Source organism: Lichenicola cladoniae, from assembly GCF_013201075.1.
In the GTDB taxonomy this organism is placed as follows: domain Bacteria; phylum Pseudomonadota; class Alphaproteobacteria; order Acetobacterales; family Acetobacteraceae; genus Lichenicola; species Lichenicola cladoniae.
Genome location: NZ_CP053708.1, coordinates 4,375,301 through 4,387,763, shown reverse-complemented (window position 1 = coordinate 4,387,763; position 12,463 = coordinate 4,375,301). Strand labels below are relative to the sequence as shown.

The 12,463-nt window shown below is 65.6% G+C and carries 11 protein-coding genes; 10 read left to right on the top strand and 1 reads right to left on the bottom strand.

Annotated elements, in window-relative coordinates:
• Window positions 1-7: 7 nt before the first annotated feature.
• The 8 genes from pstS (at window position 8) to HN018_RS19905 (ending at window position 8,675) form a co-directional block, all read left to right on the top strand.
• Window positions 8-1,009 (top strand): phosphate ABC transporter substrate-binding protein PstS, encoded by a 1,002-nt coding sequence (gene pstS, locus HN018_RS19940; protein WP_171833802.1) that lies wholly within the window; start codon window positions 8-10, stop codon window positions 1,007-1,009.
• A 35-nt stretch (window positions 1,010-1,044) separates the two neighbouring features.
• Window positions 1,045-2,022 (top strand): phosphate ABC transporter permease subunit PstC, encoded by a 978-nt coding sequence (gene pstC / locus HN018_RS19935; protein WP_171833684.1) that lies wholly within the window; start codon window positions 1,045-1,047, stop codon window positions 2,020-2,022.
• 6 nt (window positions 2,023-2,028) lie between these two features.
• The gene (pstA, locus tag HN018_RS19930; protein ID WP_171833683.1) at window positions 2,029-2,913 is read left to right on the top strand and encodes a phosphate ABC transporter permease PstA; all 885 of its coding nucleotides are present in this window, start codon (window positions 2,029-2,031) and stop codon (window positions 2,911-2,913) included.
• Between the two features lie 98 nt (window positions 2,914-3,011).
• Window positions 3,012-3,758 (top strand): phosphate ABC transporter ATP-binding protein PstB, encoded by a 747-nt coding sequence (gene pstB / locus HN018_RS19925; RefSeq protein ID WP_239479348.1) that lies wholly within the window; start codon window positions 3,012-3,014, stop codon window positions 3,756-3,758.
• A 147-nt stretch (window positions 3,759-3,905) separates the two neighbouring features.
• The gene (phoU, locus tag HN018_RS19920; protein WP_171833682.1) at window positions 3,906-4,625 is read left to right on the top strand and encodes a phosphate signaling complex protein PhoU; all 720 of its coding nucleotides are present in this window, start codon (window positions 3,906-3,908) and stop codon (window positions 4,623-4,625) included.
• Window positions 4,622-5,413 (top strand): phosphate regulon transcriptional regulator PhoB, encoded by a 792-nt coding sequence (phoB, locus tag HN018_RS19915; RefSeq protein WP_275434160.1) that lies wholly within the window; start codon window positions 4,622-4,624, stop codon window positions 5,411-5,413. Before phoU ends, phoB begins: the two co-directional genes overlap by 4 nt.
• A 105-nt stretch (window positions 5,414-5,518) precedes the next feature.
• Entirely contained in the window at window positions 5,519-6,748 is a 1,230-nt protein-coding gene (locus tag HN018_RS19910; RefSeq protein WP_171833681.1) for a sensor histidine kinase, read from the top strand.
• A gap of 202 nt (window positions 6,749-6,950) precedes the next feature.
• Entirely contained in the window at window positions 6,951-8,675 is a 1,725-nt protein-coding gene (locus HN018_RS19905) for a FlxA-like family protein (RefSeq protein WP_171833680.1), read from the top strand.
• Window positions 8,676-8,731: 56 nt separating this feature from the next.
• On the opposite strand, the gene HN018_RS19900 is transcribed toward HN018_RS19905, so the two are convergent.
• A complete protein-coding gene (locus tag HN018_RS19900) occupies window positions 8,732-9,358 on the bottom strand; it encodes a glutathione S-transferase family protein (RefSeq protein ID WP_171833679.1) in 627 nt (208 codons plus the stop codon).
• A gap of 369 nt (window positions 9,359-9,727) precedes the next feature.
• Between HN018_RS19900 and HN018_RS19895 the strand changes: the two genes are divergently transcribed.
• Together HN018_RS19895 and guaD are read left to right on the top strand one after the other, a co-directional pair.
• Window positions 9,728-11,071, top strand: coding sequence for a DEAD/DEAH box helicase (locus HN018_RS19895; RefSeq protein WP_171833678.1), 1,344 nt, complete (start codon window positions 9,728-9,730; stop codon window positions 11,069-11,071).
• Between the two features lie 27 nt (window positions 11,072-11,098).
• Window positions 11,099-12,463 (top strand): guanine deaminase, encoded by a 1,365-nt coding sequence (gene guaD / locus HN018_RS19890; protein ID WP_171833677.1) that lies wholly within the window; start codon window positions 11,099-11,101, stop codon window positions 12,461-12,463.

Genomic DNA, 12,463 nt, shown 5'->3' with positions numbered 1-12,463 from the left:
CACAGTGATGATCGGGCTCGCCTTCACCGCTACTGCCGCACAGGCTGTCGATATCACCGGGGCCGGCTCGACCTTCGCCGCTCCGATCTACGGCGCCTGGGGCGCCGTTGCGAAGTCCTCGATCGGCGTCGCGCTGAACTACCAGGCGCTGGGTTCCGGAGCCGGCCAGAACCAGGTGATCGCGCGCACCGTCGATTTCGGCGCGTCCGATGCGCCGCTGACCGCCGCAAAGCTGCAGACCAACCTGCTGATCCAGTTCCCGACCGTCATGGGCGGCGTCGTGCCGATCGTGAACCTGCCTGGGATCGCGCCGAACCAGCTGCACCTCACCGGCGAAGTGGTCGCCGAGCTGTTTTCCGGCGCCATCTCGACCTGGAACGACCCCAAGATCGCCGCCCTCAATCCGGGCGTGAAGCTGCCCGATACGGCGGTCGCTCCGGTGCATCGCGCCGATGGCTCGGGTACGACCTTCGTGTTCACCTCCTACCTCGCCAAGGTCAGCCCGGACTGGAAGTCCAAGATCGGTGCCGCAAGCTCGATCGCATGGCCGTCCGGCGCCGGCGCCAAGGGCAATGACGGTGTCGCTGCCACCGTGCGCAACACCGAAGGCGGCCTGGGCTACGTCGAATATGCCTATGCCGACAAGAACCACCTGACCACCGTCGAGCTCAAGGACAAGGCCGGTGCGTTCGTGGCCCCGAACCTCGACAGCTTCACCAAGGCCGCTGCCGCCGCCGACTGGGCCAGTGCGCAGAACTTCGCGGTCGACCTTCTCGACACCCCGGGCGAGGGCGCCTGGCCGATCGTGTCGGCCACCTTCGTGCTGCTCCCGACCAACCCGAAGGATCCGGCACGCAGCGCCGAAGTGATCAAGTTCTTCGACTGGGCGTTCACCAACGGCGCCGCCACTGCGCGCAAGCTCCAGTACGTGCCGCTGCCGGCCGAAGTGCAGACCAACGTCCGGCATGCCTGGACCAACGTTGCCGGCGCTCCCGACATGAGCCGATAAGCGAGCCTTGAACAAAACCGGCGGAGACTGACCCCATGGGTGCAGAGGTGAGCCTCAGAACGACCGGAGGGCCGGAGCATCATGCTCCGGTGCGTCGTTCCTGGGCGGATCCGGCCTTCGCCGGCCTGGCACGTGCCTGCGGCATCGCCGTGCTGATCCTGATTTCCGGGATCATCGCGGTGATGCTGTTCGGCGGCCGCCAAGCCTTCTCGACGTTCGGACTGGGCTTCCTGACCAGTTCGGTCTGGAACCCGGTTCTGCACCATTACGGTGCGCTGGCGCCGATGTTCGGGACCATCGTCACCTCGTTCATCGGGCTGGTGATCGCAGTTCCACTGGCATTCGGCGTGGCGTTCTGCCTGACCGAGATGGCACCGGGCTGGCTCTCCGGCCCGCTCGGTACTGCAGTCGAACTGCTGGCGGCGGTGCCGTCGATCATCTTCGGCATGTGGGGCTTCTTCGTGATCGTGCCGATCATGGCGCAGCACATCCAGCCGGCGCTGATCCACAGCCTCGGCCGGGTGCCGTTCCTGCATCCGTTCTTTTCCGGCGCCCCGTTCGGCACCGGCCTGCTGACCGGCGGGCTGATCCTGGCGGTGATGGTCACCCCGTTCATCGCCGCCGTGATGCGCGACGTGTTCAACTCGATGCCGCCGGTGCTCAAGGAAAGCGCCTACGGCCTCGGCTCGACCCGCTGGGACGTGATGCGCCGGGTGGTGCTGCCGTGGTCGCGCACCGCGGTGATCGGCGGGATCATGCTCGGCCTCGGCCGGGCACTCGGCGAAACCATGGCGATCACCTTCGTCATCGGCAACACCAACCGGATCAGCGCCAGCCTGTTCTCGCCCGGCAACACCATCGCCTCGCTGATCGCGCTCGAATTTCCGGAGAGCGAGGCCGGCAGCCTCAAGCTCTCCTCGCTGCTGGCACTTGGCTTCGTGCTGATGGTGATCTCGTTCATCACCCTGGCCTGCTCGCGCGCCCTGCTGCGACGCGGCCGGCTGGTCCGGTAGGCGATCATGTCCACAACGATGCCCGACCTTGCCTCGGCCGCCCATCGCCGCCACTCCGGCCTGCTGCGCCGTCGCCGCAACATCGACCATGTGGTGACCGCGCTGTGTGCCGTCGCCACCTTCATCGTCCTGGCAGCCCTGGTCTCGATCCTGTTCACCCTGGTGAGCAACGGCATACGCGGCCTGACCTTCTCGACGCTCACCCGCGTGACGACGCCGCCGGGCAATGGCGGCGGCCTGCTCAACCCGATCATCGGCAGCATCATCCAGACCGCGATGGCCACCCTGATCGGAACCCCGGTCGGCCTGCTGGCCGGCATCTACCTGGCCGAATACGGCGCCGGATCGCAGATCGCCAATGCGGTCCGGTTCGTCTCCGACATGTTGCTCTCGGCTCCCTCGATCCTGGTCGGGTTGTTCGTCTACCTGATCCTGGTGGCGCCGTTCGGGCATTTCTCCGGTATCGCCGGGGTCGCCGCACTGGCGATCCTGGTGATCCCGATCGTGGTCCGCACCACCGAGGACATGCTCAGGCTGGTGCCGCTCTCGATGCGCGAGGCCGCGGCGGCACTCGGCGCGCCGCGCTGGAAAGTCATCATGCTGGTGTCGGTGCGGGCGGCCAAGCGCGGCCTGATGACCGGCGTGCTGCTGGCGATCGCGCGCATCGCCGGCGAGACCGCGCCGCTGCTGTTCACCTCGCTCGGCAATCTCAACTGGTCGGTATCGCTCGGCCAGCCGATGGCGAGCCTTCCCGTGACGATCTACCAATATGCGGGATCGGCCTACGACGACTGGGTGCAGCTCGCCTGGACGTCGGCGCTGCTGATCACCGCCGGCGTCCTGCTGATCAATATCGTCGCCCGTGTGGGCTTGCGCGGAGAGGATAGATGATGGACGAGCCCAATCGCAGGATCGTGCCGATACCTGCAATGACGTCGTTCGTATCGGGGCAAGCCGGGCAGATCACGAATACTCCCGATACCCCGGCGATGATCTCGATCCGCAACCTCGATTTTCATTACGGCGCGACGCATGCCCTGAAGTCGATCACCATCGATTTTCCGCAGCGCCAGGTGACCGGAATGATCGGCCCGTCCGGTTGCGGCAAGTCCACGCTGCTCCGTGTGCTGAACCGGATGTATGATCTTTATCCGGGCCAGCGCGCCACCGGCGAAGTGCTGCTCGACGGCGAGAACATCATCGGTCCGAGCGTCGACGCCAACCAGTTGCGCTCGCGCATCGGCATGGTGTTCCAGAAGCCGACGCCGTTCCCGATGTCGATCGCCGACAATGTCGCCTTCGGGGTCAAGCTGCACGAGCGGCTGTCGAAGTCGGACATGGATGCCCGTATCGAGGATGCCCTCAAGCGGGTGGCGCTCTGGAACGAGGTGAAGGATCGCCTGCGCAGCAACGCCGGATCGCTCTCGGGTGGTCAGCAGCAGCGGCTGTGCATCGCGCGCACCATTGCCACCCGGCCCGAGGTCATCCTGCTGGACGAACCGACCAGTGCGCTCGATCCGATCAGCACCGCGCGCATCGAGGAACTGCTCGACGAGTTGAAGCAGGACTTCACGATCGTCATCGTCACCCATAATCTGCAACAGGCCGCCCGTTGCGCCGATCGCGTCGCGTTCTTCTACATGGGCGAGCTGATTGAGGTGGACAGTGCCGACCGGCTGTTCACCGCGCCGAAGCAGAAGCGGACGCAAGACTACATCACCGGCCGCTTCGGATAGGGTCGTTTGGAAATGCTACTGTGCCGGCGATCCGACGCGACGGGCGCTCCCCAAAAAGGAGAGCTCTCGCTCGGCACAGCGCATTTGCAAACGACCCTTCGTTCGGCACGCAGCAAGAAGACTGCCTTTCGGTTTCGAGGATAGATCATGGCACCCAGTGAGCCTGGCCACATCGTCAAGAGTTATGAGCAGGAGCTTAATCAGCTTCGGACGCTGATGGCGCGCATGGGCGGGCTGGTCGAGAACCAGACGGCGCATGCGATCGCGGCGATCCTCGACCATAATGCCGAGAGCGCGCAGATGGCGATGGAGCAGGATCCGGAAGTCGATGCGCTGGAGCGCGAGGTCGAGGCGCGCGCGATCAAGCTGCTCGCCCTGCGCGCGCCGATGGCGCAGGACCTGCGCGAGATCGTTTCGGCGCTGAAGGTCACCAGCGATCTCGAGCGGATCGGCGACTATGCGGCCAATGTCGCCAAGCGTTCGCTGCGGCTCGGGCCGGCCAGCCTCGATATCTCGCTCGGCGGACTGCGCAACATGAGCCGGCTGGTGCAGGAAAGCCTGCGGCTGGCGATCGACGCGCTCGGCCAGAACGACAAGGACAAGGCGATCGACGTCTGGCGGTCCGACAAGGCGGTCGACGAAATGTACACAGCCATGTTCCGCGAGCTGGTGACCTACATGATGGAAGACCCGCGCAATATCGGTGCCTGCACCCATCTGTTGTTCATCGCCAAGAACCTCGAGCGGATCGGCGATCATGCCACCAATATCGCCGAGCGGGTGCACTACGCCGTGACCGGCGAAATGCTGCCGTTCGGCCGTCCGCGTGGCGGCAGCAGCACCACGCCGGAAGGAGCAGCATCATGAGCCAGGTCATGAATCTAGACGGGGCGATGCAGACCCGGGCGCAGTCGGCGAGTCCGCGGGCCTCGGCGTCGCGCTCGTCGTCGGCACGCGAGGAGGTCCGCCAGCGCGTGCTGGTGGTCGAGGACGATCCGTCCCTGGCGGTGATGCTGCGCTACAACCTGGAAAAGCTGGGCTACCAGGTCGACGAAGCAGCCGACGGGCAGGAGGCGCTGCTGCGCGTGGCCGAGACCGCGCCCGATATCGTCCTGCTCGACTGGATGCTGCCGAGCCTGTCCGGGATCGAGGTATGCCGCCAGATCCGCCGGCGGCCACAGACCCGCGACCTGCCGATCATCATGCTGACCGCGCGCGTCGAGGAGCAGGATTCGATCCGCGGCCTCAACATCGGCGCCGACGACTACATTACCAAGCCCTTCAGCATGGAAGCGCTCGCGGCCCGGGTGCGCGCGTTGCTGCGCCGGGCCCAGCCGCAGGTGGCCGGCCGCACGCTGCGCTTCCATGACATCGTGCTCGATGGCGGCGAACATCGCGTGCAGCGCAACAACCGCGCGGTCCATCTCGGCCCGACCGAATACCGGCTGCTGGAATTCCTGATGCAGCATCCGCGCCGGGTATTTTCGCGCGAGGACCTGCTGAATGCGGTGTGGGGTGCCGATATCCATGTCGAGGCGCGGACTGTCGACGTACATATCCGCCGTCTGCGCAAGGCACTGAACGGGCCGGACGAGATCGACGTCGTTCGCACCGTCCGCACCGCCGGCTACGCACTGGACCTCGAGACCGTCTAGAGCATCGTCCGATCGTCCTGCTGCCCGACCGGATGAAGCTGCTCGCCGAAACACCAGGACGGGGATCTCGGGATCCCTGTCTCGCAGCCCGATCGGGGGACATCCATGCTGTCGTTCGTCTTGCCGGCCTGCGGCTCCGCGGTCCTGGTCGCCGGAACCGGCCTGGCGGCGTGGAGACAGCATAGGTCTGTCGTCCGCGAACGCTCCGGTCCGGGGGATCGCGCCGCCTTGCCCGGCATGGACGAGCCCGACCTGCCGCAGCGCAGTTCGGGTTTGGAACAGCGCAGGTCGCTGGCCGAGCTGCTCGACCTGCTGCCGCATTCGGTCGTGGCACTCGGACCCGACGGCGAACTCCTGCACGCGAACCGCTCCGCGCATGCGCAGTTCGGGGATACGCTGGCGTCGCTGCTGCGTCACAAGATGCTCGGCGACGCGATCCGGCGCCTCGCCTACGAAACCACCGTCGAGGTCGAGATGGCCATCGATGTTCCGGTACGACGCGTCCTGCGCGCGACATTGCAGGCAGATCGGCCGCAATCGGGGATCCAGCTGATCCTTGTGGCGCTCAGCGACCGGACGGAACAGGTCGCGCTCGACCGGATGCGGTCCGACTTCATCGTCAACGCCAGTCATGAACTCCGCACGCCGCTCGCGAGCCTGATCGGCTTCATCGAGACCCTGCAGGGTCCGGCGGCCGACGATGCGCCGGCACGAATACGCTTCCTCGCCATCATGGCCGGGCAGGCGGCGCGCATGCGCAGGCTGATCGACAACCTGCTCAGCCTGTCGCGCATCCAGATGCACGAGCACGAACGACCGAGCGGTCGTGTCGCACCGGGTGAATTGCTGCTTCGTATCGCCGACGAACACGAGCCACAATTGGTGGCGGCCGGCGTCGTGCTCACGATCGAGATCGACGACGACCTGCCGCAGCTCGTCGCGGATGCCGACCAGCTCGCCCAGGTGCTGCAGAACCTTTTGGACAATGCGCTTAAATACGCAGGCCGCCCGGGGCGTCAGGGGCAGGTGATGCTGGCGGCGCATGCCGCGCGCGTCGGCCTCGATCCCTCTTCGAACGGCCCCTCGCCGAACGGCGTGGTGCTGGTGGTCGAGGATGACGGGCTGGGGATCGCGCCGCATCACGTGCCGCGACTGACCGAACGATTCTATCGGGTCGAGACTGCCGGCCCGCCAAAGTCGGGAAGCGGTCTAGGGCTGGCCATCGTCAAACACATCGTCGGACGGCATGGCGGACGGCTGACCATCGAGGGAAGACCCGGCCAGGGCGCACGCTTCAGCGTGTGGCTGCCGGCGGCGCCACGTCCCGAACGCTGATGTAGAACGGGATGCGGAACAAGACCGTGTCAAACGTGCCACGCCAAAATGATCGATAACTCTGCCTAGATCACAATCGCGTGGTCACAAAACGGTCATCATACCTTCGCCGAACCGACACTCACCGCATTGATGCTTTTGAGTATTCGTTCCGCAGCCGAAGGGCAGGGAACGTCCTGTCGGGCACGGAACTTTGAAACCGATGACGAGACGCTTCTTCCCAAAGGCCGGCCTGATGGCTGCCACCGCTCTGTGCAGCGCGAGCATCACGATCGCTCCCGCAATGGCCGATACGACGTCCACCCAGATCAGCTCCATCGAGAAGCAGATCCGGGCGCTCGAAGGTCAGCTGAACCACATGAAGCGTGACCTCACCGAACGCGGCCAGGAAGTGAAGGCCGCCCGCTCCGAAGCGGCGACCGCCAGCCGCCAGGCGCGCGAGGCGCAGGAGCGCATGGGTCCGATCCGTTACGACACCAACGGTCGTCCGTTGCCGCCCAGCGCGCTTTCCGCACCGCCCGGCTACGCGAACTATGCGGGCTCGCCCTACCCGAACGTCGCCGGTTATCCGAGCTACGTGTCGAGTGGCCCGAAGCTCAAGCAGGGCCAGTTCGCACTCGGCGGTGTCCGCGTGACGCTCGGTGGGTTCATCGAGGCAGCCGGCATTTATCGCAGCCGCAACGAAGCAGCCGACATCTCGTCCAGCTTCAACACCGGTATCCCGTATCCGCAGAGCCCGAACTATCACCAGGGCGAGTTCCGCGGGTCCGCCAGGCAGAGCCGCATCTCGCTGCTCGCCGAGGGTAACCCGGACTCCAACACGACCCTCACGGCTTATTACGAAGCCGACTTCAACAGCTCCGGCACCTCGTCGAACTCCGGCGAAAGCAACAGCTACACGTTGCGCGAGCGTGTGTTGAACGCCGAATATGCCCGCAAGGACGAGGACTTCTTCGTCCTTGGCGGCCAGACCTGGAGCTTGGCCACGATGACCAAGACCGGCATGAACCCGCGCACCGAAGATCTCCCCGCGGTCATCGATGCCCAGTATGTTCCAGGCTTCGTCTGGACCCGGAACGTCGGACTGCGCGTCGTCAAGGGCTTCCAGCACGACAAGTACGATATCGGTCTTGCAGTCGAAAGCCCGGAAAGCAGCTACACTCAGGCTGCGACCTCGATTGCCGGCGCGACCATCAACACCACCAACCCGGGTCTCGGCGGTAACGGCTCGACGCTCAACGCGACCGCAAGCTACTCGACCGAATACGCGCCTGACGTCATCGCAAAATTCACCGCCGATCCGGGCTGGGGCCACTACGAACTGTTCGGCGTCGCCCGCTTCCTGCATGATCGGGTCAGCGTACTCGGCGGTGGCAGCAGCAAGACAGTTCTGGCAGGCGGCGGTGGTGCCGGCATGATCCTGCCGCTGATTCCTAAGAAGCTCGAGTTCCAGGCGAACGTCTTCGCCGGTGAAGGCATCGGCCGCTACGGTGCATCTCAGCTCAACGATGCCACCATCGCCCGCGACGGCTCGCCCAAGCCGCTGCCCGAAGTCATGGCACTGGCTGGCCTTGTTTATCATGCGACCAAGAAAATCGACATCTACGGCTATGTCGGCACCGAGCAGATCACCCACCGCGAGTCGTACAATGCGGGCGGAAAGGCTTACGGCTACGGTAATGCTCTCTACTCGAATGCGGGGTGCAATACCGAGTTGAGCGCCGGCACCTGCACGGCCAATACCAAGGGCATTGTCCAGGGTACCGCCGGCGCCTGGTGGAAGTTCCTGAAAGGCGACTTCGGAACCATGCAGACCGGCGTACAGTATTCCTATACGAAGCGGTCGATCTTCGAAGGCGTCGGCGGCAATCCGAGCACGGACGAGAATATCGTGATGTTCTCCTTCCGTTACTATCCTTTCCAGTAAGAGCCTGCACGGTCCCGTCCCATCATTATGATGGGACGGGATTTTTGTCTAACTCGTTACAGCCGTGCGGCAATCAGCCCGTCATCGATCCCGGTGGCGCGACGATGGGCCGCACGGTCGCTCACCCTGGCCCAGTAGCGTTCGAAGGCCGGTCGTCGGTCGATCGAATTGAACTGCAGCCCGAAGCCGATCTGCGAGCCGACATAGACGTCCGCCGCCGTGAACTGGTCGCCGACCAGGTAGTCGCCGGCTGAGATCGCCTGCTCCAGCACGTCCATCGTCGTGGCGAAGGTGCCGTAGCCGACCATCCGCTGCCGGTTCTCGGGCACCGCCACGCCGAGCGCCTTGTTGGTGACGGCCGATTCCACCGGGCCCGCCGCAAAGAACAACCAACGATAATACGCGCCGCGCCGCGGATCATGGGGAGGCGGGGCCAGGCCGGCCTCCGGAAACGCATCGGCCAGATAGGCGCAGATCGCCGCCGCTTCGGTGATGATGATCTCCCCGTGTCGCAGGACCGGAAGCTTGCCCATCGGGTTGATCGCCAGGAATTCCGGGGACTTGGTGCCCGGACCATAGTCGATGATTTCGGCCCGGTAGGGCTGTCCGATCTCTTCGAGCATCCAGCGCGCGATCCGTCCCCGCGAGGTCGGATTGGTGTAGAGAACGAGTTCGTCGGTCATCCTGGTCGTCCCGCTGCTGATGTCGTCCGTTACAAATCCGGATCGACCGCGGGATCATGGCATCGTCGTTTTTCCTTGTCCTTAAGGATATGGATCGCTATGTGGAGCCCGTGAGGTGCCCTGCGCAGCGCCTGACGCCTCTTTTCCACAGAAGGGCGGTCCGGCGCAGAGGGCCAGTCACTTCCGGAAGAGCGACGCCTCACCCAAAACCATTGCTGCGATCGATCGACACAGCCGGCACGGTCCGATCCTCCTGAAGGTTCGTGGCCGCATCGGTCCATTAACTTGGCCTCCATTCAAATCAACGATCTTTTCCGAACCGGCCAAGGCCGGCGGCCGGATCCGGCGCCAGGAGGCGCCCATTTGCTCATGACCACTTTCGCAGACCTCAAGCTGTCCGAGCCTCTTCTTCGTGCGTTGACCGAGGAAGGCTACGAGACGCCCACCCCGATCCAGTCGGGCGCCATCCCCTTTCTGCTCGAAGGCCGCGACCTGCTCGGCCTGGCCCAGACCGGCACCGGCAAGACCGCCGCCTTCGCATTGCCGATCCTGCACCGTCTGGCGCAGCACCGGGTCCCGCATACCCCGAAAGGCCCGCGCGTCCTCGTGCTGGCACCGACCCGTGAGCTCGCCGCCCAGATCGACGAGAGCTTCGTCACCTACGCCCGTCACATGCGTCTCAGCCATGCGGTGATCTTCGGCGGTGTCGGCCAGGGCCGTCAGGTCGAGGCGATGCGCCGCGGCGTGGACGTGCTCGTGGCAGCCCCCGGCCGCCTGCTCGACCTGGTCGGCCAGGGCCATATCGATCTGTCTAACGTCGAGGTTCTCGTTCTCGACGAGGCCGATCGCATGCTCGACATGGGCTTCGTGCGCGATATCCGCCGCGTCGTCTCGATGATCCCGAAGGAGCGCCAGACGCTGCTGTTCTCGGCCACCATGCCGAAGAGCATCTCCGAACTCGCCGGCGGCCTGCTGCGCGATCCGGCCCGCGTCGAAGTGACGCCGCCCTCCACCACGGTCGAGCGTATCCGCCAGGCCGTGATGTTCGTCGACGACAGCAACAAGAAGCAGGCCGTGCTGATGCTGGTGCAGTCGCCGAAAGTCGTGCGCGCCATCGTGTTCACCCTTATGAAGCACGAAGCCAACAAGGTCGCCGAGTTCCTGTGCAAGGAAGGCATCGCCGCCGAGGCGATCCACGGCAACAAGAGCCAGGGCGCTCGCGAGCGCGCCATGGCCGGGTTCCGCTCCGGCGCCGTCAAGGTGCTGGTCGCGACCGATATCGCGGCACGCGGCATCGATGTCGACGAGATCAGCCACGTCTTCAACTACGATCTGCCGAACGTTCCGGAAAGCTACGTTCATCGCATCGGCCGCACCGGCCGTGCCGGTCGCGAGGGTTGGGCGGTGTCGCTGTGCGATGCCGAGCAGCGCGCCTGGTTGCGCGACATCGAGCGCGAGATCGGCATGCCGTTGCCGGTGTTCATGGATCATCCGTTCCATTCCGAGATGGCATCCAGCTCGACCATGAAGCCCCCGGTCCTGGGTGCCGGCGGCCGCGGTCGTGGCGGCCAGCAGGGTGGCCAGCGGTCCGGCAGCCAGAATCACGGAGCCTCGCGTTCCGGTGCCGGCGGTCGTGGTCCGGGCGGTGCGCCGGGTGGCAACCGCAACGGTGGCGGCGGGCGTCGTCCATCCGGTGGCCAGCGCGCCGCCTGATTTCGGCCGGCGCTACAGGTTGAACGCTTGAGCGTCACGGCGCTTCGCGGACGGATCGTCAGCTTCAAGGACGATCCGTTCGCAGGCGCTTCCGCCGACTGCCTGATGCACGAGCCCGATGGGCTCGTCATCATCCGGGACGGCCGCATCGAGGCGGTCGGACCCTACGATGCGCTGTGCGGGAAGCTTCCCGACGCGGCCATCGTCGTCTCCTACCCGGATGCGATCATCTCCGCCGGCTTCATCGATGCGCACGTGCATTATCCGCAGTTGCAGATGATCGGTGCCTACGGCGCGCAACTGCTGGAATGGCTCGACCGCTACGTGTTCCCGGCCGAGCTGGCGTTCGCCGACGCGGCGCATGCCGGGCGGGTGGCGAAAACCTTCCTCCGCGAACTGCTCCGCGCCGGCACGACCACGGCCGCCGTCTACTGCACCGTGCACCCGCATTCGGTCGATGCGTTCTTCGCCGAATCCGAGCGCTTCAACACCCGCATGATCGCCGGCAAGGTCCTGATGGACCGGCACGCGCCACCCGCCCTGCTCGACACCGCCGAACGCGGCTACGACGAGAGCCTGGCCCTGATCCGCCGCTGGCACGGGCGCGGCCGGCAACTCTATGCCGTCACGCCCCGGTTCGCGCCAAGCTGCTCGCCGGCGCAGCTCGACGCTGCCGCCGGGCTGCTGCGCCAGGCGGACGGGCTGTTCCTGCAGACCCACCTTGCCGAAAACCTGGCCGAGGTCGAATGGGTCAGGACGCTGTTCCCGGGAAGCTCGTCCTATCTCGACGTCTATGAGAAAGCCGGACTGGTCGGAGAGCGTTCCATCTTCGGGCATGCGATCCATCTGCGGGAGCAGGATTTCTGCACCTGCCACCGCACCGGTGCCGCCCTTGCGCATTGCCCGACCTCGAACCGGTTCCTGGGCTCCGGCGCGTTCCGGCTGTTCGACGCGCTCGATCCGCGACGGCCGGTGCGTGTGGCGCTCGGCACCGATGTCGGCGCCGGGACCAGCCTGTCCCAGCTCGCCACGCTGAACGAGGCCTACAAGACTGCGCAGTCGCTCGGGCATCCGCTCGACGCGATCCAGGCCTTCTGGCTGGCGACCCTCGGCGGTGCACGCGCGCTGCGGCTGGACGATCGGATCGGCCGGGTCGCGCCGGGTTACGAAGCCGATCTGTGCGTGCTGGACCTGAAGGCGACGCCGCTGCTCGCCTTCCGCACCGGCTTCTGCGACAGCGTCGAGGAGTTGCTGTTCACCCTGATGACCCTGGGCGACGATCGCATGGTCCGGGCCACCTGGGTGGCGGGCGTGCCGGTCTATGATCGCGATCGCGGCGACGACGCCCGCTTCCAGCCTCCTGCATCGCAAGCTGCAGCCTCAAGGACATGA